A 25529-nucleotide genomic window follows, 5' to 3' on the forward strand; every position below is an offset into this window, starting at 1 on the left:
TCTTCACGCGCCCACTTCCTGGCAGATCCAGGAGACCAGTTCGGTCCGGGACCGCCCGACGTCCTGCGCGAGCAGTTCTTCGTAGCGCACCTCGCCGAAGTGCGCGCGAAGGCCGTCGATCAGCTCGCGGATGCTGGGCTCGCCGAGGTCCAGCCTGCCGCGGAGGAGTTTCGCCGAACCGAGCAGCCGCACCGCGGGCTCGGGCCGCCCCTGCCGGAACCGGATCAGGCCGCAGACCTCGACGATCCGCCCGAGATCGGGCATGTCGCCGCGTTCCGAGGTGGACTTCACGACGATCGCGGCACCGCGCTCGGCCCCGTCCAGGTCTCCGGCGGCCAGCGCCACCTCCGTGTCGATGTACCCGCCGAACTCCTCGCCGAACATGCCCGGCATCGGCACGGTGGCCATCAGCTCCCGGAACCGGGCGGCGACCGCTCGTGCCTCGTCGATCCGGCCGGCGCGGCTGAACAGATCCGCCTTGCCCACCAGCACCATCACCGCGAGCTGGTCGTTGCCGGTGTCGACCGCGTAGCGCTCCGCGTCGCGCATCTCGCGCATGCCCGTTTCGAGGTCCCCCGCCCGCGCGTACTCCGTCGCGAGCCGCCAGCGCTGCTGGATGACATCGTCCTGCGAACCCAGTTCGAGGGCGAGGTCGAGCCCTTGCCGGTACAGCGCGAGCGCGGTGTCGTGGTCGCCCGACATCGAGATGTCGCTCGCCTTCATGCCGATCGCCATCGCGGTGCCCCAGCGGTCACCGACGGCCGAGAACCCTTCGTAAGCCCGGTCCCTGGCCCGTTCGGCGCCTTCGGTGTCGCCGTCGTCGGTGAGGATGAAGCTCTGCGCCCACGAGCCCGCCGACCTGGCCCAGGGATCCGGGCTCGACAGCGCCCGCTCCACCTCGCGGTGCGCGAGGTCCTTGTCCTGGGAGAAGAAGGCCAGCATGGGCAGGCCGATGGCCAGCCCGGTGAACCGGAGGTGCGCTTTCGTCCGCACGCAGTCGTCGATGAGGATCCGCACGGCTTCCGGGTCGCCGACCCCGGGGATCATCGTGGTGATCTCGCGCATCGCCCGGAACGCGGCCGCGAAGTCCTCGTCCAGACGGTCGCCGAAAGTGAGCACTTCGCCGACGAAGGACTCGACCCGGCCGCTGTCGCCCTTGATCAGCCAGTACCAGAAAGTGCTGCCGAACAGGTGCGTCGCCATTTCGACGTCGTCGGCGTCGATGGCCTGGCGGAGCGCCGTCACGATGTTGCCGTGTTCGGCGTCGTACCGTGCGATGGCGGTGAGCTGGTCCCTGGTCCGCAGCAACGGCTCCAGCCGCTCGGCCAACTCGGCGTAGTAGCGGTGATACGCCTTCGCCAGCCGTGGCCGTTCTTCGGCCTCGTCGAGACGCTCCGCTCCGTACGCCCGGATGGTCTCCAGCATGCGATAGCGCGGCTCGCCGTGATCACCGGCCGTCGCGTCCACAATGGACTTCTCGACCAGCGAACCGAGGACGTACATGACGTCTTCGGCGGGCAGGCCGTCTCCGGCGCAGACGCTTTCGACCGCTTCGACCTCGGCACCGGCCCCGAAGACCGAAAGCCGCCTCGCGAGCACGCGTTCGGCGTCGTCGAGCAGGTCCCAGCTCCATTCGACGACGGCGCGCAGTGTGCGCTGCCTCGGCAAGGCCGTCCGGCTGCCCGAGGTCAGCAGGCGGAACCGGTCGTCGAGACGCCGCGAGATCTGCGCGACGGTCATCGACCGCAGCCGCGCGGCGGCCAGTTCCAGCGCCAGCGGCATCCCGTCCAGCCGTCGGCAGATCTGCGCGACGTCGTCCACAGTGGACTCGTCGAGACGGAAGTCCGGGCGCACGGCGACCGCCCGGTCGACGAACAGCCGGATCGCGCCCGCCTCGGCGGCCTGCGGGACCGTCGGCGTCCCGTCCGGCACGGAAAGCGGGCCGAGCGGGCACAGCGTCTCGCCGTCGATGGCCAGCGCCTCGCGGCTCGTCGCGAGGATCCGCAGGGTCGGCACTCGGCGCAGTAGGGTGTTCGCCAGCTCCGCGGCCGCGTCGACCAGATGCTCGCAGTTGTCCAGCACCAGCACCGACTCGCCGGCGCCGAGCGTCTCCACGACCCGGACCAGCGCCTCCACCGGCCGCCGCATCGGGTCGCCGCTGTGCGCGAGACCGAGGTCCCACAGCTCCAGCGCGGCGAAGACCGCGCCGGGCAGGTCACCCGGGTCGCGGACCCCGGCGAGCGGCACGAACCAGACGCGGCCGCGCGTATGCGCCGGATGCCGCGTCGCGACCTCGGTGGCCAGCCGCGTCTTCCCCGCGCCTCCAGACCCGACGAGCGTCACCAGCCGCGCGCCCGCGAGGAGTTCGGCGACCAGTTTCAGCTCGTCGTCACGGCCGACGAAGCTGGTCAGCCGCACCGGCAGGTGATCGGCGGCCGCGGGCGGCGGGCCGAGTTCACCGCGCAGCGCGGCGACGTGGATCTCCTGGAGTTCGGCCGAGGGGTCGACACCCAGTTCGTCGGCCAGCGCCGTCCGGACCTCTTCGTAGAAGGCGAGGGCGTCGGACTGCCGGTCCGCCGCGCACAACGCCCGGATCCACAGCCCGGCGAGCCGTTCGCGCAGCGGATTCCGCGCGGCCGCCTCCTTGAGGTCGGCCAGGACCCGGTCGTGTCCGCCGAGCCGGATCTCCGCCTCGAAGCGGTCTTCTTCGGCTTCGAGGCGGAGGTCTTCCAGCCGGGTCGCCGGCGCCTGCGCGAAAGGAGCGTCGAGGACGCCGGACAGTGCCTGACCACGCCAAAGGCCGAGCGCCTCGGCGAGGATCGCGGCCGCGCCGGCGTCCCGGCCCGCCGCCAGTTCCGCTCGGCCCTCGGCGGCCAGGCGCTCGAAGCGGCAGGCGTCGACGTCCTCGCGGGCGACGTCCAGCCGGTATCCGCCCGGCCCCGAGTCGAGGGCGACGTCTTCGGCACGCAGGACCTTCCGCAACCGCGAGACCAGGGATTGCAGGGCGTTCGCCGCGTCGGCGGGCGGTTCCGCGCCCCAGAGCCCGTCGATGAGGGCCGCCGCCGGGACCGCGCGGCCGGGTTCCAGCGCGAGCCTGGCCAGGAGCATGCGAAGGCGGGCACCGCCGATGTCGACCGGGGCGCCGTCACCGGCCTTCGCTCCGACCGGGCCCAGCAGCGTCACACGCACGACCCCAGCTTTCCAGAACCGGCGAACGGATACCCCTTCCAGGCTGTATCTCTCGAAGCGCGCTCTGGGCTTCCGTACCTCTTCCAGGCGACGGAAGTGGGGATTATCCGGGCACGAAGGAGCTTTCCGGGCGACCGGCCGAGGTCACGGCGTTAGGTTCGGGGCCTGGTTACAGCCGATCGACTGGGAGCGTGAATGAGGTACCGGAGTGCGGCAGTCATCGCCGCCGTCCTGGCCGCGAGTGTCCTCGGCGGCGGGACCGCCCTCGCCGACACCGGAAAACCCGGCGCCGACGGCGCGGGCGACAGCTATTACCCGCAGGATGGCAACGGCGGCTACGACGTCGCCGACTACAACCTGAAAATCGGCTACGAGCCCGCCACCAAGCAGCTCACCGGCCTGCAGAAGATCACCGGCCGGACGACGCAGTCGCTGAGCTCCTTCAACCTCGACCTGCACGGGCTGACCGTCGACTCGGTCAAGGTCAACGGGCGGACGGCGGCCTTCACACGGACCGGTGACCACGAACTCGTGATCACCCCGGCCCGTTCGCTGCGGAATCACGAGCGGTTCACCGCCGAGGTCGCCTACCACGGCGTCCCGCAGCCCATCGAGGATCCGTCGCTGGGCGCGAACGGCTGGCAGTACGCGAAATCCGGCGGCGCTTTCGTCGCGGGCGAGCCGAAGTCCGCGACGACCTGGTACCCGGTCAACGACACCCCGCGCGACAAGGCGACCTTCCACCTCGCGATCACCGTTCCCTCGGAATGGAGCGTGATCTCGAACGGCGTCGAGCGCGGACAGGTCAAGAACGGCGACGGCACCACGTACTCCTGGGCCGAAGAGACCCCCGCCGTGCCGTACATGACGACGGTCGCGATCGACAAGTGGGACTTCGAGCGGACGAAGCTGTCCGACGGCACCCCGGTCGTCAACGCCTACGCCCCCGGCACCCCCGCCGCGACCAAGCAGGCCGAAGCGCGGCTGCCGGAGATCATCGACTTCCTGGCGTCGAAGTTCGGGCGGTACCCGGTGGACGCGGCGGGCGGCATCTTCCTCGCCGAGCCGATCGGGTTCTCGCTGGAGACGCTGAGCAGGCCGATCTACTCGGGCGCGGCGGGCAACGTCCCGACGATCGTGCACGAGAACGCCCACCAGTGGTGGGGCGACTCGGTCGCCGTCGACAAGTGGAAGGACGTCTGCCTCAACGAATGCTTCGCCTCGTACGCGGAGTGGATGTGGTCCGAGGCGAAGTCGGGCCAGGACCTGAAGGCGCGCTACCTGACCGCCGTGCAGAAGGCGACGGACCGGTTCTGGGCCGGGAAGCTCTACGACATGGGCCCCGGCAACGAGTTCACCTACGTGTACTCGAAGGGCCCGGTGGCGCTGCACGCGCTGAAGAACTACATCGGCGCGGCGCCGTTCGACCGCATCCTGAAGACCTGGCCCGCCCTGCACCGCGACGGCAACGCGAGCCTGCCGGAGTTCCAGAAGTTCGCCGAGCGCATCGCGCACAAGAACCTCCAGGGCTTCTTCGCCGCGTGGTTCTACGGCAACACCAAGCCGGCACCCGAGTTCCTCTACCCGGGGGACCTCAAGCCGGCCGCCTGACAGCCGTCACACGTTAGGGTGAGGGCGTGACGTCAGTGCTCCTCACCGGCTTCGAACCGTTCGGCGGTGAGCGGGTGAACCCGTCGTGGCAGGCGGTTTCCCTGCTCACCGGCCGGCGGCACGACACGGTGGCCGTCGAACTGCCGTGCGTGTTCTCGCGTTCGCTGGTCACCTTGCGCGACGCGATCGACGAATACCGGCCCGACCTGGTGATCTGCGTCGGACAGGCGGGCGGCCGCGCCGACGTCACGCCGGAACGGGTCGCGATCAACCTGATCGACGCCCGCATCCCGGACAACGCGGGCTCACAGCCCGTCGACCTCCCGGTGATCCCCGGCGGTCCCAACGCCTACTTCACGACGCTGCCGGTGAAGGCGAGTGTCGCGGGGATCAAGAACGCGGGGCTTCCCGCGTCGGTCTCGCACACCGCCGGCACGTATGTCTGCAATCAGGTCTTCTACGGGCTGATGCACTTGCTGGACAACGATTTTCCCGGCGTGCGCGGCGGTTTCGTGCACATTCCCTACACCCCGGAACAGGCCGCGCGGACGACGGCGCCGAGCCTCGCCACGCATCGCGCGGCCGAGGCGCTGGAGATCATCGTGGACACCGCGCTCTCCGTGACCGAGGACCTCTCGACCCCGGCCGGCACTCTGCACTGATCAGGGCTTGAGCTGCGCGGTGAAGAACTCGACCATCTCGGCGGTCGTCCGCGGCGTGCCGTCACCGCGGGTCGAGACGAGCATCGCGGTCAAGGGCGCGTCTTCGGTCCCGAAGAGCACGATGCCGCTTCGCTTGCCGACGCCCGCCAAGTAGCGCCCGCGCAGCCCGTCGGCCGCCCAGGTGCCCTCCACGGGCTTGCCCTTGGTCATCTGCTGCCGGACGCCGTCCGCCAGACCGGTCATCGCGACGCCCTGGTAGTAGTTGATCGCGTTCGACGCCTTGTCGTCCTTGAACACACAGGTGACCGCGGTCGCCGCCCCCACCGTGGCGGCCGCGTCCGGCGCGTCGTGGCATTCGTCCCGCTGCGGGATGACGGCGGCGATCCGGCGGAGACAGTCCGTGAACCCCTGCGCGTCCTTCGGGCCGGGCTGATCGCAGCTCGCCTGCTTCACCGGTGCCGGTCCCTGCTGGGCGACGGACGCCTCCTCGCCACCGCTGAGCAGGACGATCGTCGTCACGATCGCCGCGACGGCGAGCACGATGACGCCGTACGTCGTGGGCCTCTGCCAGTTCCGGCCCGGCGGTGGCGGCGGCGCGGGTGGCGTCCAGCGCGGTGGCTGCGGACGCCTCGCCGGCGGAGGCGGCGGCTGCTGCACGGGCCGGACCGGCGGCGCGACCGGCGCGAAGGCGGGCACGGTCAGCTGGGAGTCCTCGCCGCCCGCGGGCACGTGGTGGAGCCCGAACGCGACCGCCGTCTCCGGCTGGTCCTGCGTCGTCGGCGCGACCCTGAGCTGGTTCGCCAGCAGACCGGCCAGCAACGGCATCCGGCTCGGCCCGCCGACCAGGTAGACGCCGCCGAGGCGGTCCGGGGTCAGTCCGGCGCGACGGATCGTGGTGGCGAGCAGCTCGGCGCTGCGCAGGAAACTCGGCCGGACGAGCGCTTCGAGCTCCATCCGCGTCACCCGCACGTCGCCGAACGGCTCCGGCATCGGGATCTCGGTCTGCTGATGCCGGGACAGGCTTTCCTTGGCGTCACGGACATCCTGCAGCAGCGACCGGCGCGTCCGGCGGTCGCTGACCGACTGCGGGCGCAGGATCCGTTGCCACCGCGCGGGTTCGGAATGCGACACCTCGCGCCCGATGTGCACCAGCAGCGCCTGGTCGATGTCGAGACTGCCGAGGTCGGGCAGGCCGTCCTCGGCGAGCACGGCGAACCCCTGGGCGCTGACACCGACGACAGCGCAGTCGAAAGTGCCCGCCCCGAGGTCGTACACCGCGATCGGACCGGACGGCCGGTGGCCGCTGTTCAGGGACGCGTAATGCGCGGCGGCGGCGACCGGCTCGGGGATGAGCACCGTCGTGCCGAATCCGGCCTTGAGCGCGGCCTCGTGGAGGATCTGCTTGCGATCCTGGCCCCAGCCCGCGGGATGGGAAATGCGCACCTGCGCGGGCGGGCGCTGAAGGATCAGCTCGGCCTCTTCGCCGACCCGGCGCAGGACCGCGGCGAAGGCCTCGGCGATGGGGAGCGTGACGTCACCGAGCTGGAGGGCGCCCTCGTCGATACGCCGCTTCGGGTTCGCCTCGAACCGGCTCGGATCCAGCCTGGCCCGGCGTTCGGCGTCGCGGCCGACGAAGACCGTGCCGTCCTTGTCGACGTAGATCGCGGACGACATCGTCACCGACCCGTCGATCTCGACGACCTGCGTCCCTCTGCCGTGGATCGAAAGCACCCCCACCGTGCTGGAGGTACCGAAATCGATCGCCAGAACGTCCACCTGACCCCCTCCCGGACCCGAGGGCATCGTCTCACGTGATGATCAGGCGACCGGGCCGGGTCAGACGGCGGTGGAAATGGTGACGTCGTGATCGTCGAAGTCGGCGACCACCCGCATCCGTCCGCCCAGAGCGACGATGTACCTGCGGAGCGTGTCCAATTCCATCTGGCTCGGATCGCCCTGCTCCAGCTGACTGATCCGCGGCTGGCTCACGCCCATTCGCTTGGCGACCTCGGTCTGGCTCAGCCCGACGTCTTCGCGGAGTTGCGACAGGCGAAAGCCGAGAACGTAGGCCTGCGTGGCTTCTCGCGCCTCGACCCGCGCGGCTTCGACGTCGCGGCCCGCGTCCAGATCCGCGGCGAGCTTTTCCGCCTTGGCCTCTTTCCAGGACCGACCCAATTCAGCCTTCCTCCATCACCGGATCGAAGACGAACGCCCCGCCGACGCCGGGCGCAACTCTTTCAAGTTGTGCCTGCGCGATCCACTTCGTCGTGAAGTTCGATCTCCCAGGTCATCAGTCGACCATAATGTAGAACTTATATCCATCGAGGCTCGAAACCCAGGGTTCCCACGAAGGCGCGCTTTCGGCCGCTGGACACCAACGGGTGCTCCGCAGGCGCGAGCCCCGCCTCCGATCACGCGAGTTCCGCCCCCAATCACGCGTGTCGTCCATCCAGTCACGCGTGTCGCGCCCTCCGATCACGCGTGTCGTCCATCCACGCACGCGTGGCTTCCGTGCCAAGAAAGCGAACTCGCGTGACTGGACACGGGACTCGCGTGATCGAACGGCGAACTCGCGTGATCAGACGGACGACACGCGTGACTGGGCGGACGAGACGGCCCCGGACGCGGAAGTGCCCGCCGCGGCGAACCGCGACGGGCACTTCCAGGAACTCAGCGAGCCTTACTCGCCTTCGGCTTCACCGTTCTCGTCGGCCGAGCCGGCGCCGATGCTGACCGGCGGGGCGTCCGGAACCGAGGAGGGACGGGCTTCGCCGCGGAAGACGAAGTGCGCCTTGTCGTCCTTCTCGCCCTCTTCGTCGTTCCAGCCTTCGACGTCGACCAGGATGATCTGGCCCGCCTGGACCTCGCCGAACAGGATCTTCTCCGACAGCTGGTCCTCGATCTCGCGCTGGATCGTGCGACGCAGCGGCCGCGCGCCCAGCACCGGGTCGAAGCCGCGCTTGGCGAGCAGCGACTTGGCCTTGGGCGTGAGCTCGAGCTCCATGTCCTTGGCCTTGAGCTGCGTCTCGACCCGGGCGATCATCAGATCGACCATCTCGATGATCTGTTCCTTGGTCAGCTGGTGGAAGACGATGATGTCGTCGATCCGGTTCAGGAACTCGGGCCGGAAATGCTTCTTCATTTCCTCGTTGACCTTTTGCTTCATCTTCTCGTACCGGTTGGTGCTGTCACCGCCGGACGAGAACCCGAGCGAGACGGACTTGGAGATGTCCGAGGTACCCAGGTTCGAGGTGAAGATGAGCACGGTGTTCTTGAAGTCGACCGTACGACCCTGACCGTCGGTGAGACGGCCGTCTTCGAGGACCTGCAGGAGCGTGTTGTAGATCTCCTGGTGGGCCTTCTCGATCTCGTCGAACAGCACCACCGAGAACGGCTTGCGCCGGACCTTCTCGGTCAGCTGGCCGCCCTCTTCGTAGCCGACGTAGCCCGGAGGGGCACCGAAGAGCCGCGAAGCGGTGTAGCGGTCGTGGAACTCGCCCATGTCGATCTGGATGAGCGCGTCGTCCTCGCCGAACAGGAACGCCGCCAGCGCCTTGGACAGCTCGGTCTTACCGACACCGGACGGACCGGCGAAGATGAACGAACCGGAGGGGCGCTTCGGGTCCTTCAGACCGGCGCGGGTACGGCGGATCGCCTGGGAGACGGCCTTGACCGCGTCCTCCTGGCCGATGATCCGCTTGTGCAGCTCGTCCTCCATGCGGAGCAGACGCGTGGTCTCCTCCTCGGTGAGCTTGAACACCGGGATGCCGGTCCAGTTGGCGAGGACCTCGGCGATCTGCTCCTCGTCGACCTCGGCGACGACGTCGAGGTCGCCGTCCTTCCACTGCTTCTCCCGCTCGCCCTTCTGGCCGAGGAGGGTCTTCTCCTCGTCACGGAGGCGGGCGGCGCGCTCGAAGTCCTGCGCGTCTATCGCGGACTCCTTGTCCCGGCGCACGTCGGCGATCTTCTCGTCGAACTCGCGCAGGTCCGGCGGCGCGGTCATGCGGCGGATGCGCATCCGGGCGCCGGCCTCGTCGATCAGGTCGATCGCCTTGTCCGGGAGGAACCGGTCGTTGATGTAGCGGTCCGCCAGGGTGGCCGCCTGCACCAGCGCGCCGTCGGTGATCGAGACGCGGTGGTGCGCCTCGTACCGGTCGCGAAGGCCCTTGAGGATCTCGATCGTGTGCTCGAGCGAGGGCTCGCCGACCTGGATCGGCTGGAAGCGGCGCTCCAGCGCGGCGTCCTTCTCGATGTACTTGCGGTACTCCTCGAGGGTGGTCGCGCCGATCGTCTGCAGCTCGCCACGGGCCAGCATCGGCTTCAGGATCGAGGCGGCGTCGATCGCGCCCTCGGCGGCACCCGCGCCGACGAGCGTGTGCAGCTCGTCGATGAACAGGATGATGTCGCCGCGGGTCTTGATCTCCTTGAGCACCTTCTTCAGGCGCTCTTCGAAGTCACCGCGGTACCGGGAGCCGGCGACCAGGGAGCCGAGGTCGAGGGTGTAGAGCTGCTTGTCCTTCAGCGTCTCCGGGACCTCGCCCTTGACGATGTTCTGCGCGAGCCCTTCGACGACGGCGGTCTTGCCGACGCCGGGCTCGCCGATCAGGACCGGGTTGTTCTTGGTGCGCCGCGACAGCACCTGCATGACCCGCTCGATCTCCTTGCCGCGGCCGATGACCGGGTCGAGCTTGCCTTCGCGGGCCTGGACGGTCAGGTTGCGGCCGAACTGGTCGAGCACCAGCGACGACGACGGGGTGCCTTCACCGCGTCCGGAGCCGGTCTCGGTCGACTCCTTGCCACCCTGGTAGCCCGACAGCAGCTGCAGGACCTGCTGACGCACCCGGTTGAGGTCCGCGCCGAGCTTGACGAGCACCTGAGCGGCGACGCCTTCTCCTTCGCGGATCAGCCCGAGCAGGATGTGCTCGGTGCCGATGTAGTTGTGGCCGAGCTGCAGCGCTTCGCGCAGCGACAGCTCCAGCACCTTCTTGGCCCGCGGGGTGAAGGGGATGTGCCCGCTCGGGGCCTGCTGCCCCTGGCCGATGATCTCCTCGACCTGCTGGCGGACGCCCTCCAGCGCGATGCCCAGCGATTCCAGCGCCTTGGCGGCGACACCTTCACCCTCGTGGATCAGACCCAGGAGGATGTGCTCGGTGCCGATGTAGTTGTGGTTGAGCATCCTGGCCTCTTCTTGGGCCAGGACGACCACCCGCCTCGCGCGGTCGGTGAACCTCTCAAACATGTGCACTCCCTCGACTGCTGCGACGGCGGCCCGTTTCCATCGTGCTTTCACCGCGATGGATTCAGCACCGTGAGACCACTCTAGTAGCCATGCGGTCGCGCTGGCGTACCACTACGGCTGATTGCGGCCCGTTCGCGCCCTGGCCGTTCTCCGGCCGTGCGCTCTTTCATCTTCCGGTTGCCCTGCACCTTTACGTCAAGCACAACGTCCGAACGCGCACCCGGATTCCGCCGGATGCGCGTTGTCCGCTGAGCGCGAACACGGACGGCGAGCGCGAGTCCGCCCAGTGGATGGACACCCGTCCGGAGTAGGCACGCCCCGCATGTAAGGTTAGGCGTACCTAACGACGGGAGTCCGGTGTGTCGCATCCTCGCACACTCGCGTCACCTGAAGACGGGCTACGGGCCTCCCTCTCGCGGATGCCCGGCGACGCCCAGGTCCGCGCGGACGTCCCGGACGGCGAGCCGGGCTGGGTCCGCTGCGCCGACCTGCTCGGCGAACCGGACCGTCTCGTGCGGTGGCGGGAGCGGCTCGGCGGCTGGCTGGCCGAGGAGTACCCGGAGGCGCCCGGAATCCCCGAGCGGACCCCGGCGAGCTGGATCCTGTCCTGGTATCTGCACGTCCCGGCGTTCGCCGGCGCGATGCTGCTGCACCACGCGCGCCGCGTCCCGTCGCTGACGCCGTCCGCGCTGGCGTTCCGGATCGGCGCCGGACGGCCGCATCCCGACTCCATCGCCGTCCTGAACGAGGGCTTCCACTGCCTGCCGACCGACCCGGGCTCGGCACGCCCGGAGGCCGTCGTCGTCCCCGGCGAGCGAGCGCTGGCGACCGTGCTGCGAGGCAGGTTCGTCGCGCACGCGAGCCGGTTCATCGACGTCTACGGGCCGCTGACGAGGCTCGGGCGACGGCAGCTGTGGGCGGCGGCCACGGACGCGCTCGACAACGCGCTGTGGTCGGCCGGACTGCTGGGCGGGACCCCGGAGGCCGAGGGCGCCGGGGTCGCGGACGCCGCGCTGGTCCTCGAATCGCGATTCCCGCCGCTGACGTCCGCGTCGAAGCTGAGGCTGGACACGGGAGCCGACGGACGCCGCGAGTGGACGCGAAACCGCGAAAGCTGCTGTTACTCCTATCTGCTGCCCGCGGAATCGGAATGCGGCGGCTGTCCGCGAATCCGTCAATGAGCCCAGGCGGGATTCCGTCCCGTCGCACCCAAAGCGCGCTCGAACTTCGTTGCGCCTTCCGCAACGGTCACTTCTTCGCCGTACACCTTCATGGAGCGCGCCTGCTCGCCCATCGCGACGGCTGACTCGTAGACGGCTTCGGCCGCTTCGGGCGCGACGTCGACAGTGCGGCCGATCGCCCGAGCGAGGTCCCAGCCGTGGAAGACGAACTCGCCGAGCACCATGTCGCCGACGATCGAGGCGGGCAGCTCCGTCGTGCTGAGCGCCGTCATCCCCTGCCACGCTCCGGGCGTCCCGAAGACGTCCACCAGCCGTGCGGTCTGGCGCTCCGCCGCGTCGAGCCAGTCCGCGCCGACGAGGTCCGCCTCCGCCTCGCCCGTGGCCGGCTCGGGCGGCGGCGCCTTGCGCCCGGCGGCTTCGAGCCAGGGACCCCAGTAGAGAAGGTGGTTCAGCAGCGCGCGGACGTCGTACTCGGCGCACGGCGTGAGGGCGGTGAGCTCGGCGTCGCCGATCCCGCGCAGGATTCCGGCGAATTCCGCGGCGGCGGGGGCAATGAGGGCAGCGTGTTCGGACATAGGGGCATGAGTTCACGGGAACCGGCGCGATGTCTTGAAAAAACGCGACAGGGTTAGGTTGTTCCGGTGAGCGGGCACCGGATCCCGGCTGGGATCGTCAACGCGAGCGAAGCGAACGCGGCCTTCGGTCTCGTCCGCCATCCGCCGTCGCCGGAACTCCGGCCGTTCGTCGACCATCACTGGATACTGCGCTGGGATCTGACCGGCCGCGACCCCCATGAACAGGCGGTCCTGCCCAATCTCGCGGTCAACGTCACGTTCTTCAACGACATGGCGGGCGCCTTCGGGCCGGGGAAACGACCTTTCCGCTACGTCGTGGCGGGCGCGGATCACGGTATCGGCGTGCGATTCCGCCCCGGGGCATTCCGGGCATTCCTGACCGGTCCGGTCACGATGATCTCCGGCGGTTCCGTTCCGCTCACCGATCTCTTCCCCGGCGCCGGACCGGTGACGGAATCGGTACGGAATGCGACGGACGACTTCGAAATGGTCCACGCGGCGGAGGAACTGCTCCTGGCGAAACGTCCGGAGCTCACCGCCGCGGCCAGGACGGCCATCGAAGCGGTGGAAACAATCGCCGCCGAACCGGCCATTACCCGGGTCGGCGAGCTGTCAAGCCGGACAGGGCTGTCTCAGCGAAGCCTGCAACGGCTGTTCGCCGACCATGTGGGCGCCGCCCCCAAATGGGCGATTCAGGTATACCGATTGAACGAAGCGGCGGCACGGATCGCGGCCGAGGAACGGCCGGACTACGCGGAACTGGCGTTCACGCTGGGCTATAGCGACCAAGCACACTTCATCCGGGATTTCCGCTCCGTGACCGGATGGGCGCCGACGGAGTACGCCCGCTTGAACCGTGTACAAGAACAAGAAAGCCGCCGGGAAAAGTTTCCCGGCGGCCCCAGAGTCTGAAAGACCTCAGTTCTTCTTGTGGTAGGCCTCCACGACCTCGGACGGGATACGTCCGCGGTCGGAAACCTGGAAGCCGTTCTTGCGGGCCCAGGCGCGAATGGCCTGGTTCTGCTCGCGGTCCACGGTCGCGGGACGGGCGGCGGCCTTCACGCCGGCGACCGGACGAATGGCGGTGCGCTTACGGCCACCCGCGCGACGGGCGTGCTCCACATACTGGGCCAGCGCGTCGCGAAGCTCTTCCGCGTTTTCCGCGGAAAGGTCGATCTGGTAGCTCACACCGTCCAAACCGAACTCGACGGTCTCTTCCGCCTCAGTGCCGTCGAGGTCGTCGACGAGCGAGACGAGCACCTTCTGTGCCATCTGTTTCCTCCTGCTGGGGGCTTACACGAATGATCTGGTACGGGGCATGCCCCGGACAGAAGACTTTGTCTAGCGACATTAATACCCGCTACCGAGACATAACGCAAATCTTGTTTACGAGAACGATCGAGGTATCTCTGTCACGCGGACGGGTTATTCCGGTCGGACGAGCGGGAACAGGATGGTCTCCCGGATACCAAGGCCGGTCAGCGCCATCAGCAACCGGTCGATCCCCATTCCGACACCACCGCTCGGGGGCATTCCGTACTCCAGGGCACGGAGGAAATCCTCATCGAGGTTCATGGCCTCACTATCACCCTGCGCACCCAGCCGAGCCTGTTCCACCAGACGCTGACGCTCTACCACGGGATCGACCAGCTCGGAGTATCCGGTGGCCAGTTCGAATCCGCGCACGTACAGATCCCACTTCTCGGCCACCCCTGGCTTACTGCGATGTTGCCTGGTCAGCGGGGATGTCTCGACCGGAAAATCACGGACAAAAGTAGGTTCGTGGAGATGATCGCCGACGAGATGTTCCCAAAGTTCTTCGATGATTTTGCCGTGGCCTAACTTTGGGTCGAGCTCCAGCTCTCGCGCATCGGCATAGGAACGGAGCTTGTCCACCGATGTCTCGGGAGTGACCTCTTCCGACAACGCCTCGGACAACGACTCGTACATTCCGAGCGTGGTCCACTCGCCGGACAGGTCGTACTCCGAACCGTCGGCGAGAGTGACCACCTGAGTACCGAGTACGTTCTGCGCCGCCTCCTGGATGAGCTGCCGCGTCATCACCGCGTTGGAGTCATAGGTCGCATACGCTTCGTAGTACTCCAGCATGGCGAACTCGGGCGAGTGGGACGAGTCGCTGCCCTCGTTCCGGAAGTTCCGGTTGATCTCGAAGACCTTCTCGATACCGCCGACCACGCAACGCTTGAGGTAGAGCTCCGGAGCGATCCTCAAGTACAGATCGAGGTCGAAGGCATTCGAATGTGTGACGAATGGGCGCGCCGCGGCGCCGCCGTGCAGCGTTTGCAGCATCGGGGTCTCGACCTCGAGGAATCCGCGGCCGTGAAACGAGTCACGCAGGGAACGCAGCACTCCGGCCCGGGTACGGACCACGTCCTGGGCCTTGGGACGCACGATCAGGTCGACATAACGCTGCCGGATCCGCGTTTCCTCGGCCAGCTCTTTGTGCGCCACGGGCAACGGGCGCAATGCTTTCGACGCGATCCGCCAGGAGTCGGCCATCACGGAAAGCTCACCGCGCTTGGAGGTGATGACCTCGCCCTGGACGAATACGTGATCACCGAGATCGACATCGGACTTCCACGCCGCGAGCGCGTCCTCGCCCACCTTCGCGAGGCTGATCATCGCCTGCAACTCGGTGCCGTCGCCTTCACGGAGACTCGCGAAACACAGTTTGCCGGTATTGCGCATGAACATGACACGGCCGGTGACGCCGACGATCTCGCCGGTGGCGGTGTCGGCAGGAAGACCGGAATGCTTCGCGCGCACTTCGGCCAGCGTGTGCGTCCGGGGCACCTCGACCGGATACGGATCGACACCCTCCGCGATTATCCGGTCGCGCTTGTCCCGGCGCACCCGCATCTGTTCCGGCAGGTCTTCGTCGGGGCTCACGCCCTCGGATGCGGGGATTTCAGTCATGCGCACAGCGTACGAACCCGCCGGTTCCCTACGCCAACCGGATTACCTTTTCCGCATCCGGGCCGACAGGTTTTCTCTCCATTAACCTGGATCGCGTGAACTCATCCACTCCCGGCATCGAACCCGAACTGCACGCACGCCGCGCCGCCTCGTTCGGTGCGGAGGCCGCCGCCTATGCCGAGCACCGGCCCGACTATCCGGAAAAGGCACTGGCCTGGGCGCTGACCGGCGGGAAGGGAACACCGGAACGGGTCCTCGACCTCGCCGCGGGAACCGGCAAGGTCAGCGAGGGCCTGCTCGCACTGGGCGTCGCGGTCACCGCCGTCGAACCGGACGCCCAAATGCTCGAAGAACTCACCAAGGCCCTTCCCGCCGTCACCCCGCTCATCGGGACGGCCGAGGGGATCCCGCTGCCCGACGAATCCGTGGACGTCGTGGTTGTGGGCCAGGCCTTCCACTGGTTCGACCTCGACCGTGCCTATCCGGAGATGGCCAGGGTGCTGAAACCGGGCGGAGTCGTTGCCGCGCTGTGGAACCACGACGACGAGTCGGCCGGCTGGCTGGCCGAGTTGAACGCGCTGATCAAGACCTCGATGAGCAGGCGCTGGCTCAGCGACTACGAATCGCTGCCGGAACACGAGGCTTTCGAACCGTTCGAGAAGAAGACTTTCGGCCACAAACAACCCAGGACGGCGGAAACCCTGGTGGCGACTCTCGCCACGCATTCCCACATGCTGGTGGCCACGGCGGAGGAACGCGAAGCCAAACTGCGCACGGCCCGGGAATTCCTCGATCGGAACCCGGAAACCGCCTCGGGGGAATTCGACCTGCCGATCACCACCACGGTCTTCCGGGCGGCCAAACGTTGACCGACTGGAAGTCCGCCTTCACCGCCACGTTCGGCGCGCCCGCGTCCGCGGTGTCCGCGCGGATCTGGGCCGAGGTGTACGGCGACGAGTACCCGGCCGAACTGGATACTTACAGCTTCGTGACCCGGTCCGACCTGCACCGCATCGCCCGGGAGGCACGGCTCGCGCCGGGCGGGCGCCTGGCCGACATCGGCTGCGGCAGGGGCGGGCCCGGGCTGTGGGTCGGCGCGCACACCCGCGCGAGGCTCACCGGCGTCGACATCGCCGAGACCGCGCTGACGTCGGCTCGGCGTCGCGCGGAGAGCATGGACGTCGAGCCGGCGGAATTCCGCGTCGGCAGTTTCGAGGACACCGGACTGGAAGACGCTTCCTTCGAGGCGGTGATGAGCATCGACGCGCTGCTCTTCGCCCCCGGCAAACAGCGCGCCTGCGCGGAGTTCGCCCGGATCCTGGCCCCCGGCGGACGGCTGCTCGTCACGACCTGGGACTTCGACGGGCAGCCGGTCGGCCGGCCGCCGCAGGTCGGCGATCACCGACCGCTCCTGGAGGCCGCCGGATTCGACGTCCTCTCCTACGAGGTGACGCCGGATTGGCGGGATCGGCAGCGGCGGACCATGGAGCTGTCTTTGGAGCGTGTGGCGGATCTGGCGGCCGAAACGGGTGATGATCCGGACAGGCTGTGCGAAAGCTTCGAACAGACGCTGCGGAATCAGGACCTGATGACACGCCGGGTGCTGATGGTCGCCGCCCGCCGCTGACGCCTCGCGTTCAGTCCGCTGAATGCGTCGGTCGCACGCCCCAAGGACCGCATCCAGAGGACTAAACGCGGTGGTTTCGTTCGTAGACCAGCCGCAGGCCCAGCAGGGTCAGATCCGGCGCGTGCTCGGTGATGGTCTCCGATTCCTCCAGCACCAGCGGCGCCAGGCCGCCGGTCGCGATCACCGCGACCGGCTCGGTCCCGCCCGGGGAGAGTTCGCGTTTGATCCGCTTCACCAGGCCGTCGACCTGGCCGGCGAACCCGTAGAGGATGCCGGATTGCAGGCATTCCACGGTGTTCTTCCCGATCACCGACCGCGGCGGCGCCAGTTCCACCTTGCGCAGCGCCGCGGCCCGAGCGGCCAGGGCGTCGACCGAGATCTCGATACCGGGCGCGAACGCGCCGCCGAGGAACTCGCCCTTGGCGGAGATGGCGTCCACATTGGTCGAAGTGCCGAAGTCCACCACCACACAGGCGGTGGAGGGGTGCAGATGGTGCGCGGCCAGGGTGTTCACCAGCCTGTCCGCGCCCACCTCCTTGGGGTTGTCGACCAGGAGCGGCACCCCGGTGCGCACGCCCGGCTCGACGACGATCTTCGGCACTTTGCCGTAGTACCGCGAAAGCATGACTCGAAGCTCCCGAAGCACGGCCGGGACCGTCGAAAGCGCGCTGATCCCGGTGACCGCGTCGGCGTGCGGGCCGAGGAGTCCGCGCATGGTGAGCGCGAGCTCGTCAGCGGTGATCCGCGCGTCGGTGCGCATCCGCCAGTCACCGACCAGGTCGTGGCCGGAATACAGACCGAGAACGATATTGGTGTTGCCGACGTCGACAGTGAGCAGCAACGACTCAGCTTTCGGCGTGCAGCAGCGCGTCGAGACGGCGGGCGTCGGCGGTTTCGGCGACCGGGAAGGTCATCGTGTCGTCGTCGGCCAGCGTCACGGTGCCGCTCATCAGGCCGGAGCCCTCCGGCGCGTGGCCGGGGTTGGCGCCCTTCTCGACGATCCGGTTGTCCGCGTCGACGAAGACGACCCGCGGGCGGAACGCGGCCGCCTCGGCGTTCTCCATCTGCGCGTACGAAATCAGGATCACCAGGTCGCCGGGGTGCACCAGATGCGCCGCGGCGCCGTTGATGCCGAGCACCCCGCTGCCGCGTTCGCCCGCGATCACGTAGGTTTCGAGCCGCGCGCCGTTGGTGACGTCCACAATGGACACCTGTTCGCCCGGCAGCAGATCCGCCGCGTCCATCAGGTCTTCGTCGACGGTCACCGAACCGACGTAGTGGAGATCGGCCTGGGTGACCGTCGCCCTGTGAATCTTCGATTTCAGCATGGTGCGGTACATCGTGGACTCTCCCTATTCCCCTGCGTCCAGCGCGTGTTCCGGATGGTCCGCGGCGACGCCGAGCGCCACCGGGACGTTGTCGATCAGCCGGGTACTCCCCACCCGGGCCGCGATCAACAATCGCGCCTCACCGTCGACGGGCGCGGGCCCGAGGTCGGTTCCCCTCAATTCCAGATAATCGACCTCGACCGCGGGACGCGCGGAGAGGGTCTGCCTGGCGGCCGCCAGCACGGCTTCCGCGCCGTCGCGCCCGACGAAGGCACCCGCGGTGAGTGCCGCCGACAACACGATCGCGTCCTCGCGCTGTTCAGGGGTCAGGTAGACGTTGCGCGAGGACAACGCCAGCCCGTCGCGTTCCCTGACCGTCGGCACCCCGATGACGCGGGTGTCGAAGTTCAGGTCACGCACCATCTTCTTGATCAGCACCAGCTGCTGGTAGTCCTTCTCCCCGAAGAAGGCGTAGTCCGGCCGCACGATGTTGAACAGTTTCGCCACCACGGTGAGCACACCGGCGAAATGCACCGGCCGCACCGCTCCTTCGAGCTCGTCGCCGAGCTCGCCCGGGTGCACCGTGACGGTGGCGCCCTCGGGATACAGGTCCGACGCCTTGGGCAGGAAGCCCAGTTCGACGCCGTCCTCCTTCAGCACTTCGAGGTCCTTGTCCAGCGGACGCGGGTACGCCTCGAAGTCCTCGCCCTCCCCGAACTGCAAGGGGTTCACGAAGATCGACGTCGCGACGACCGTGTTCGGAAGCCGCTTCGCGCGGCGGATCAGCTCGCGGTGCCCCGCGTGCAGGGCGCCCATCGTGGGCACCAGCGCGACCTTGCGGCCGACCCCGTGCAGGGCGCGCGTCACCTGGCTGACCTGCTCCGGCGGCTGGAAGGTGTGCAGCGTGCCTCGGGCGAATTTCGGTGTCGTCACTGCTTTTGCTGCCCTTCGGCGGGATCTGCGGGGTCACTGAGGAGGTCGTTGAGCTCGGCGGCGGCCGAGGAGTCCAAGAGCCCGGCGGCGTCGCCGCGCGCCAGCGTGCGCTTGGCCAGCGCGCGATAGCTCGGGACGATGTCGGGGCCACGTTCGGCCAGCACCGTGAGGTGCTTGCGCACGGTGCCGAGATCACCACGGGCCACCGGCCCGGTGAGCGCCCGGTCCCCGTGTCGCAGAACATTATCCAACGCCGCCGACAACAACGGAGCCACCACGCGTTCGGGCTGGGCGATTCCCGCCTCCCGCAACAGTTCCGCGCAGTCGGCGACCAGCGTCATCAGGTGGTTCGCGCCGTGCGCCAACGCGGCGTGATAGAGCGCTCGCGCCTCGTCAGGGACCCGGACGGGCTCCGCGCCCATCTCCACGGTCAGGGCTTCACCGACGTTCCACGCCGCTTCGTCACCCTCCGCCGCGGTCACGCCGACGCTGCACGCGGAGAGCCTGTCGAGGTCTTCGGCACGCCCGGTGAAGGTCATCACGGGGTGCAGGGCCAGCGGCAGCGCCCCGGCCTCGGCGGCGGGCGCGAGGACGTCGATGCCGTGTGCCCCGGAGGTGTGCACGACGATCTGTCCCGGGCGCAGCGAACCGGTGGCGACGAACCCGCGCACCATCCCGGCGAGCGCGTCGTCGGGCAGGGCCAGCAGGACGAGATCCGCACGGCGGGCGACCTCGTCGGGCGGCAGGAGGGGGACGTCGGGGAGCAGTTGCTCCGCCCGGCGCACCGAAGCGCTGGAAAGGCCCGAAGCCGCGACTACCGTATGCCCGGCCCTGGTGAGGGCCGCGCCGACGACGCTGCCGACCCGGCCGGCGGAAACGACGCCGACGGCCAGGCGAGCGGGCCTCATCATGGCGTGCGCCAGTGGACGCTCATGGTCGAAAACTCCTCAACTCGTTCCAGTCCCGCTCGGCGGTCGCGGGTACCAGACGACGGCGCGAGGGTAACCCTCCGGCGCGCGTCTGAAACGGCCCTCGTGACCAGCTTCACCTGACAGTGGTCACCCGCGTGGCGCACCGTCGGCCAGCCGCACGGCCTCGGCGCGCGACGTCTTGAGCACCTGCAGCAGTTCACGCTGCCGCTGTTTCGCCTCGTCGGTGAGCTTCCGGCCGCGCCGGAGGAACGCGAGCTCGGTCACGCTGGCCTGGTATCGGCCGACGGCCTTCGCCGCTTCCCTGCCCGACTGTTTCCGTGCCTGTTTCCGCCACGAACGACGTCCGGACAGGCTGGCCAGCAGCGCGACCTCGGACGGGGCGATCCAGCGTGCGTCGACCATCATCGGCAACGCTGCGGCGACGACCCGCTGCTCGCGGCGCCGCTGCATGACCACCACCGAGAAGACCCCGATGAACAGCGGCACCATGATCAGGAAGTAGACGTTCAGGAAGGTCTTGGCGCCGCCGAGCAGCGCGGCGCCGTTCCACAGCGCGTGGAGCAGCACGGCGACGATGTAGCCGCCGATCGGCGCCAGGACCCGCAGCGAGCGGACCTTGGTGCTCGCGGCGACACCGAGCCCGATCCCGGTCATCACGGCGAACAACGGATGCGTGAACGGGGAGAGCACGCCGCGGAGGAAGAACGCCGCGAGCACACCCGCGCTCGTGCCGTCGCCGAAACCGTGCTCGGCGAAGGCACGGCCGAAGTAATAGATGTTCTCGGTGAAGGCGAAGCCCGCGGCGGTGAACCCGGCGTAGACGATGCCGTCCACGACGCCGTCGAACTCGCTCGGGCGGCGCCACCACAGCAGCAGGATGAACGCGGCCTTCGCGGCCTCCTCGACCAGCGGCGCGGAGATCAGGCCGCTGATCTTGCCGCCTCCGCCGCTGCCGAGCAGCAGGTCACCGACGGCTTCGGCGCCGCTGTTGAGCAGCAGCGCGATGATCGTCGCCACGCACGCGCCCCAGACGAAGGACAGCAGCAGGAGCTTCGGCGGTTCCGGTTCCCAGCGATCGACCCACAGGAACGCGGTGACCACGACGGCGACCGGGACGAGCGCCGCGAGCACGCCGATCGTCACCGCGGGCAGGCCGACCTTCTCGGTGACCGTGCCGAAGACGAACAGCCCGCAGAGCGCGACGGCGATCAGCCCGAGCACCGGCAGCAGCACGGTGATCGACCGGGACCGGCGAACCCGGTCTGGGCCGGGCGCCGGGGAGGAAGGCTCGCTCACAGCGGGTCACCCTACCGTCGGTACGGAACAGGAGCGGGACGTGGAGCTGAAGTTCGGAGCAGTACCGGCCACACGTGTGAACCCGCCCGGCCGCAGGCCCCGCCATCGCGGTGGCAGGGCGCCCAGCCTCGAAAAGGCGACTGAATCACCGAACGAGCGCCCTGCCGACGTCGATCGCGGTCGCGGGTTCACCTAATCGGACACAGCCTCAGTCTTCGGCACGCCGCCTGCGCCGCGGGGTGGACTCGTTCGCGCCGTTGGCGGCGAGCAGGTCCATCACCGACCGGCCGGAGGCGTGCGAACCGGCCGCGGGCGTCTCCGGACGGCTGTGCGAAGACCCGTTGCGCGACGGCGCCTCGTCCTCCTCCGGCTTCGCCCGGCGGCCGCCGTGGCGGCCACCCGAAGACTCGGCGTTGCCCTGCCAGGCAGGGGGCTCGCCGTCCGGACGGCGGCGACGGCCGCCTCCGGTGGGCTCCGGGGCGCTCGGGGCCGGGGTGAGCGAGACCGAGGAGTCCTCCGACGCGCGGCGACGGCGTCCGCCACCGTTCTGCGTCATGCGGATCTCTTCGGGCAGCGTCGGGTTGACCGCGGGCGGTTCCTCGGCGGGCGAACCGTGCCGCGACGGCGCCTCGGCGGCCGGACGGCGCACCGGTTCGGGCTCCGGCGGACGCACGGGCTCGGGACGGCGAGCGGGCTCGGACACCATCGGGATCGACGGCGGGGTCGGCGGCTCCGGGTCGCGACGCGGTTCGGGTCGCGGTTCCGGCCTCGGCATGGAAGCCGACTGCTGGGGCTTGGGCTGGGGCGGCGCGGGACGCAGCCGGTCCTGGAAGTCGTCCTTCCGGGGGAACGCGGCGCTCAGATCGGAGACCGGGCGTTCCTGCGTCCACGACGGCTTCCACTCGCCGGTGGCCTCCATCGGCTCCTGCGCGGGGGGCTTGTTCGCGGGCGCCGGCGCGCCACCGGCGGGACGGGATCGCTCGGCGGGCTTCATGCCCGGCCTGGTCAGGCCGAGCTCGCGGTTCGGGCGGGGACGGTCCGGCTCGACCTTCTTGACCGGCTTCGCCTGCGCTGCGGGCTTCACCGGCGGCGTCTGCGCGCGGGTCGGCTCCTCCGGCCGCGCGGCGGGCGGACGCTGCACGGTGCCCGCGTCGAGCCGCTGCTGCAGCGAAGACTGCTGCGGGCGGCGAGGCTGCTCGGCGCGCTGGGGCTCCGGACGCGGCGGTTCGGGGCGCTGTGTTTCAGGACGTTTGGGCTGCCGGGCGATGGTGGGTATCGACGGCTGCGAGACCTCGGCGCGCGAGACGCCCGGCATGGACGGGCGGGACACCTCGGCCGGGGTCACCGGCGGCGGGGTCTTGCGCGGGGCGTCGACCCTCGGCATCGGCCGCGAGATCTCGGCGGGCGACATACCGGGGTTGGACATTTCGAGCCGCTCGCGACGGGCGGCCTCGGCGGCGAGGGCTTCGGCCGCCTTCGAGGCGCGGGCGTCCGCCTTGCGCATACTGCGGCGAGTCGATTCGTCGGCCGGTTTCGGCCGCTGGACCTGATTGCTCTGGCCGTAACCGTTCGTGCCGTTGACCTGACCGTTCGCCGGTTTGCGGCGGGCCGCGGGCGGGGTGCCGGCGCGGGCGGCCGCGGGTTCGAGGACGCGGTCGATCATCTCGGTCGGGCGCTCGCGTTCGCGTTCACGCTCGTCGACGTCGATCGTGGTGCTCTTGGCCGCCATCAGCTGGGGTTTGCCGTTGCCGTTCTCGGCCCCCGCGCTCATCAGCTGCTTGTTGTCGAGGGACCGCATCCGGGTGGCCTGCGCGGTGAGCGCGACGCGTTCGAGGAGAACCTCGCCGCCGAAGAGCGACTGGAGGCTTTCGCGCAAGGCGCTCACCTCGGCTCTGAGCGCTTCGAGCTCGTCGTGGGAGCGAGTCTCGGCGGCTTGCCGGTTCTCCGCTTCCATCTCCAGCTCGAACTCGCGGCGGGCGGCGATCTCGCGTTCCAGTTCCAGCTCGTAGACGGCCTGTGCCTCGGCGACGGCGTCCTCGCTGTGGGACACGTGCTTCCGGTAGCGGACGGCCAGGAACGCACCGATCAAGGCGGCCCACAGCGCCGCGACGATACCCAGCCGCAAGTAGCGGAGATCGTCGGAAAGCACCAATGCGAGAGTCGCGCCGACGGCGAGAACCAAGCCGACGACAAGCCACGGCCTACCCGCAAGGCGGCCGCGCGAGTCGTCACCCACCCCGGTCATGCCCAACACCGTACCTTCTAGTAATCCGAACGAGACCTAGTCGGTACTTCGAGCGGTGCCTCTCGAGCGTTAACCGGTCGGCTTCCGATCGCGGTCCCGATCACTGCCCTCGGGGGTCCGGCAGCAGTGTTCGAGCCACAAAGCCGCAGCTACCAGCGCCACCGAACTGACGATCCCGACCGTCGCCGAACGGAGATCGCCGGCCGCCGCGAGGAGTTCGTCACGTCGCGGAAAAAGATACGCGAACGCCGCCACCCAGACCCCCGTCATGGCGGATCCGGCGAGCGAAGAGGCCTTCGCCAGTGCCACCGATCGGGCGACCGAGATCGCGGACAGCACCCGGCCCTCCTTGATCCGCGAACGGATGATGAAGGCGAGCACGGCCTCGCAGAGCGCGAGGACGAGCAACGTGATCCCGGCGAAGAGCGGGAGCGCGGGGATGGATCCGTAGGCGACCTGGAAGACGAGATAGGCCAGGACCAAGCCCAGGAGGCCGGCCACCGCCAGCTCACGTGGCCGGGTGAAGTGCATGGTCCAACGCTACCTGGCAGGCTTGACTCTCCACCAACTGGAGAGTCGACGATGAAGTACATGGGCACCGCAGCGGTCTTCACCATCGGGGAGCTGGCCAAACGAACCGGCCTGCCGGTGAAGACCATCCGCTTCTACTCCGACGAAGGGCTCCTGCCGCCGACCGACCGCACCGATTCCGGCTACCGCCTCTACGACGCCACCGCGATGGCGCGGCTGGAGCTGGTCCGGACACTGCGGGAGCTCGGGCTGGGGCTCGCGGACGTGGAGCGGGCGCTGACCAGGGAAGCGACCATCGGGGACCTCGCGGTCCAGCACGTCGCCGCCCTGGACGAGCAGATCCGGCGGCTGGAACTGCGCCGCGCGGTCCTGCGAGCGGTGGCCAAACGGGACTCACCACTGGAGGAGGTCGAACTGATGAACAAACTCGCGTCGATGTCGGACGAGGACCGCAAACGCTTGCTCGACGAGTTCTGGGCGGACATGGTCGAAGGGCTCGAACTGGATCCGCAGTTCTACGAGCGGATGATCTCGGCGAAACCGGAACTGCCCGACGACCCGACGCCCGAGCAGCTGGAGGCGTGGATCGAGTTCGCCGAACTCGTGCAGGACGAGGAGTTCCGCGCGTCGATCCGCCGGATGAGCGAGTGGCACTCGCAGCTCCGGAAGCAGGACGGGGCGGACTTCGGCCAGAAGCAGCAGGAGCTGTGGATGGCGTGGAGCGCGAAGGCGGCCGAAGCACTCGAAGCAGGCCTCGCGCCGGACTCGCCCGAAGGCCGGGACCTGGCGGAGACGATCTTCACGCAGTCTTCGCGGAACGGGCGTGACCCGGCCGACCCGGCCTGGCGGAAGCGGCTGACCGACGGGATGGTGATCAGCTACGACCCGAAGGCCGAGCGGTACTGGATGCTGCTGGGGAAGATGAACGGCTGGCCGTCGTTCCCCACGCAGATGCCGCAGGCGGAATGGATCATCGCCGCCCTGCGCTCCGCTCTCGGATAGCAAGGGACCTTTGCTATCGCCCGGGGCTTATGCATTTACGGCGGGTGGGCCGGGGTGGTCGTGAGTGGCAAAGAGGGTTAGAACACGACTTGCCACTCACGACCCCTGGGCACCGTCGCCCTGCCTGGTCGGCCGCCACGCCATGTCGCGAAAGCCACTCAGTGTCAGGGTGGTTGTGCTGCTCGTGTGAGTGGTTAGGGTCCGGTCTTGGTCGCGTGGTGACTCAGAAAGCCACTGCCTT

At 69.0% G+C, this 25529-nt stretch carries 21 protein-coding genes; 7 read left to right on the forward strand and 14 right to left on the reverse strand.

Annotated features, from left to right (window positions below):
• Nucleotides 1–3 precede the first annotated feature (3 nt).
• Nucleotides 4–3189, reverse strand: a complete 3186-nt coding sequence (locus tag AB0N89_RS12670) for a BTAD domain-containing putative transcriptional regulator (protein WP_364203877.1) — start codon at nucleotides 3187–3189, stop codon at nucleotides 4–6.
• A 195-nt stretch (nucleotides 3190–3384) separates the two neighbouring features.
• Between AB0N89_RS12670 and AB0N89_RS12675 the strand changes: the two genes are divergently transcribed.
• Both AB0N89_RS12675 and pcp read left to right on the forward strand, forming a co-directional pair.
• Nucleotides 3385–4800 carry a M1 family metallopeptidase gene (locus tag AB0N89_RS12675; protein WP_364203879.1) on the forward strand — a complete coding sequence of 472 codons (1416 nt, stop codon included), beginning with the start codon at nucleotides 3385–3387 and terminating at the stop codon, nucleotides 4798–4800.
• Nucleotides 4801–4826: 26 nt separating this feature from the next.
• Nucleotides 4827–5462 carry a pyroglutamyl-peptidase I gene (pcp, locus tag AB0N89_RS12680; protein WP_364203881.1) on the forward strand — a complete coding sequence of 212 codons (636 nt, stop codon included), beginning with the start codon at nucleotides 4827–4829 and terminating at the stop codon, nucleotides 5460–5462.
• Here the strand turns inward: pcp and AB0N89_RS12685 are convergent, their stop codons facing one another.
• The 3 genes from AB0N89_RS12685 to AB0N89_RS12695 form a co-directional block, all read right to left on the reverse strand.
• A complete protein-coding gene (locus AB0N89_RS12685) occupies nucleotides 5463–7238 on the reverse strand; it encodes an Hsp70 family protein (RefSeq protein WP_364203883.1) in 1776 nt (591 codons plus the stop codon).
• A gap of 60 nt (nucleotides 7239–7298) precedes the next feature.
• On the reverse strand, nucleotides 7299–7637 hold the full coding sequence (locus AB0N89_RS12690) for an XRE family transcriptional regulator (RefSeq protein WP_364203885.1): 339 nt from the start codon (nucleotides 7635–7637) through the stop codon (nucleotides 7299–7301).
• 505 nt (nucleotides 7638–8142) lie between these two features.
• On the reverse strand, nucleotides 8143–10701 hold the full coding sequence (locus AB0N89_RS12695; RefSeq protein ID WP_364203887.1) for an ATP-dependent Clp protease ATP-binding subunit: 2559 nt from the start codon (nucleotides 10699–10701) through the stop codon (nucleotides 8143–8145).
• Nucleotides 10702–11120: 419 nt separating this feature from the next.
• Here AB0N89_RS12695 and AB0N89_RS12700 point away from each other — a divergent pair, with 419 nt between their 5' ends.
• Nucleotides 11121–11882, forward strand: a complete 762-nt coding sequence (locus AB0N89_RS12700) for a (2Fe-2S)-binding protein (protein ID WP_364203888.1) — start codon at nucleotides 11121–11123, stop codon at nucleotides 11880–11882.
• On the opposite strand, the gene AB0N89_RS12705 is transcribed toward AB0N89_RS12700, so the two are convergent.
• Complete coding sequence (locus AB0N89_RS12705; protein ID WP_364203890.1) at nucleotides 11876–12457, reverse strand: TIGR03086 family metal-binding protein; 582 nt, start codon at nucleotides 12455–12457, stop codon at nucleotides 11876–11878. The genes AB0N89_RS12700 and AB0N89_RS12705 overlap by 7 nt on opposite strands.
• Nucleotides 12458–12523: 66 nt before the next feature.
• On the opposite strand from AB0N89_RS12705, the gene AB0N89_RS12710 reads away from it, so the two are divergent.
• Entirely contained in the window at nucleotides 12524–13369 is an 846-nt protein-coding gene (locus tag AB0N89_RS12710) for an AraC family transcriptional regulator (protein WP_364203892.1), read from the forward strand.
• A 6-nt stretch (nucleotides 13370–13375) separates the two neighbouring features.
• On the opposite strand, the gene AB0N89_RS12715 is transcribed toward AB0N89_RS12710, so the two are convergent.
• Nucleotides 13376–13729 carry an Lsr2 family protein gene (locus AB0N89_RS12715; RefSeq protein ID WP_005165380.1) on the reverse strand — a complete coding sequence of 118 codons (354 nt, stop codon included), beginning with the start codon at nucleotides 13727–13729 and terminating at the stop codon, nucleotides 13376–13378.
• A 153-nt stretch (nucleotides 13730–13882) separates the two neighbouring features.
• Nucleotides 13883–15394 (reverse strand): lysine--tRNA ligase, encoded by a 1512-nt coding sequence (gene lysS / locus AB0N89_RS12720; protein ID WP_364203894.1) that lies wholly within the window; start codon nucleotides 15392–15394, stop codon nucleotides 13883–13885.
• Nucleotides 15395–15489: 95 nt separating this feature from the next.
• On the opposite strand from lysS, the gene AB0N89_RS12725 reads away from it, so the two are divergent.
• Both AB0N89_RS12725 and AB0N89_RS12730 read left to right on the forward strand, forming a co-directional pair.
• Nucleotides 15490–16263, forward strand: coding sequence for a class I SAM-dependent methyltransferase (locus AB0N89_RS12725; RefSeq protein WP_364203896.1), 774 nt, complete (start codon nucleotides 15490–15492; stop codon nucleotides 16261–16263).
• Complete coding sequence (locus AB0N89_RS12730) at nucleotides 16260–17021, forward strand: class I SAM-dependent methyltransferase (RefSeq protein WP_364203898.1); 762 nt, start codon at nucleotides 16260–16262, stop codon at nucleotides 17019–17021. Before AB0N89_RS12725 ends, AB0N89_RS12730 begins: the two co-directional genes overlap by 4 nt.
• 61 nt (nucleotides 17022–17082) lie before the next feature.
• Here AB0N89_RS12730 and AB0N89_RS12735 read toward each other — a convergent pair whose 3' ends face one another.
• The 7 genes from AB0N89_RS12735 to AB0N89_RS12765 form a co-directional block, all read right to left on the reverse strand.
• The gene (locus AB0N89_RS12735; RefSeq protein ID WP_364203900.1) at nucleotides 17083–17862 is read right to left on the reverse strand and encodes a type III pantothenate kinase; all 780 of its coding nucleotides are present in this window, start codon (nucleotides 17860–17862) and stop codon (nucleotides 17083–17085) included.
• Between the two features lie 4 nt (nucleotides 17863–17866).
• A complete protein-coding gene (gene panD, locus AB0N89_RS12740; protein ID WP_007028536.1) occupies nucleotides 17867–18361 on the reverse strand; it encodes an aspartate 1-decarboxylase in 495 nt (164 codons plus the stop codon).
• A gap of 12 nt (nucleotides 18362–18373) precedes the next feature.
• Complete coding sequence (panC, locus tag AB0N89_RS12745) at nucleotides 18374–19282, reverse strand: pantoate--beta-alanine ligase (protein ID WP_364203902.1); 909 nt, start codon at nucleotides 19280–19282, stop codon at nucleotides 18374–18376.
• Nucleotides 19279–20193 carry a DUF2520 domain-containing protein gene (locus AB0N89_RS12750; RefSeq protein ID WP_364203904.1) on the reverse strand — a complete coding sequence of 305 codons (915 nt, stop codon included), beginning with the start codon at nucleotides 20191–20193 and terminating at the stop codon, nucleotides 19279–19281. Before AB0N89_RS12750 ends, panC begins: the two co-directional genes overlap by 4 nt.
• A gap of 147 nt (nucleotides 20194–20340) precedes the next feature.
• Nucleotides 20341–21510 (reverse strand): PrsW family intramembrane metalloprotease, encoded by a 1170-nt coding sequence (locus tag AB0N89_RS12755; RefSeq protein ID WP_364203906.1) that lies wholly within the window; start codon nucleotides 21508–21510, stop codon nucleotides 20341–20343.
• A gap of 208 nt (nucleotides 21511–21718) precedes the next feature.
• Nucleotides 21719–23755 carry a DUF6779 domain-containing protein gene (locus tag AB0N89_RS12760; protein WP_364203908.1) on the reverse strand — a complete coding sequence of 679 codons (2037 nt, stop codon included), beginning with the start codon at nucleotides 23753–23755 and terminating at the stop codon, nucleotides 21719–21721.
• A 69-nt stretch (nucleotides 23756–23824) separates the two neighbouring features.
• The gene (locus AB0N89_RS12765) at nucleotides 23825–24286 is read right to left on the reverse strand and encodes a DUF3180 domain-containing protein (protein WP_364203910.1); all 462 of its coding nucleotides are present in this window, start codon (nucleotides 24284–24286) and stop codon (nucleotides 23825–23827) included.
• Between the two features lie 60 nt (nucleotides 24287–24346).
• Here AB0N89_RS12765 and AB0N89_RS12770 point away from each other — a divergent pair, with 60 nt between their 5' ends.
• Nucleotides 24347–25288 (forward strand): MerR family transcriptional regulator, encoded by a 942-nt coding sequence (locus tag AB0N89_RS12770; protein WP_364203912.1) that lies wholly within the window; start codon nucleotides 24347–24349, stop codon nucleotides 25286–25288.
• Nucleotides 25289–25529 lie beyond the last annotated feature (241 nt).

This window comes from Amycolatopsis sp. NPDC089917 (assembly GCF_040684635.1).
GTDB lineage: Bacteria > Actinomycetota > Actinomycetes > Mycobacteriales > Pseudonocardiaceae > Amycolatopsis.

Coding starts and splice junctions, on each gene's coding strand:
- AB0N89_RS12760 (WP_364203908.1), bottom strand. CDS start 23,755: ATGACCGGGGTGGGTGACGACTCGCGCGGCCGCCTTGCGGGTAGGCCG.
- AB0N89_RS12695 (WP_364203887.1), bottom strand. CDS start 10,701: ATGTTTGAGAGGTTCACCGACCGCGCGAGGCGGGTGGTCGTCCTGGCC.
- panD (WP_007028536.1), bottom strand. CDS start 18,361: ATGTACCGCACCATGCTGAAATCGAAGATTCACAGGGCGACGGTCACC.
- AB0N89_RS12770 (WP_364203912.1), top strand. CDS start 24,347: ATGGGCACCGCAGCGGTCTTCACCATCGGGGAGCTGGCCAAACGAACC.
- AB0N89_RS12675 (WP_364203879.1), top strand. CDS start 3,385: ATGAGGTACCGGAGTGCGGCAGTCATCGCCGCCGTCCTGGCCGCGAGT.
- lysS (WP_364203894.1), bottom strand. CDS start 15,394: ATGACTGAAATCCCCGCATCCGAGGGCGTGAGCCCCGACGAAGACCTG.
- AB0N89_RS12765 (WP_364203910.1), bottom strand. CDS start 24,286: ATGCACTTCACCCGGCCACGTGAGCTGGCGGTGGCCGGCCTCCTGGGC.
- AB0N89_RS12700 (WP_364203888.1), top strand. CDS start 11,121: ATGCCCGGCGACGCCCAGGTCCGCGCGGACGTCCCGGACGGCGAGCCG.
- AB0N89_RS12715 (WP_005165380.1), bottom strand. CDS start 13,729: ATGGCACAGAAGGTGCTCGTCTCGCTCGTCGACGACCTCGACGGCACT.
- AB0N89_RS12750 (WP_364203904.1), bottom strand. CDS start 20,193: ATGATGAGGCCCGCTCGCCTGGCCGTCGGCGTCGTTTCCGCCGGCCGG.
- AB0N89_RS12705 (WP_364203890.1), bottom strand. CDS start 12,457: ATGTCCGAACACGCTGCCCTCATTGCCCCCGCCGCCGCGGAATTCGCC.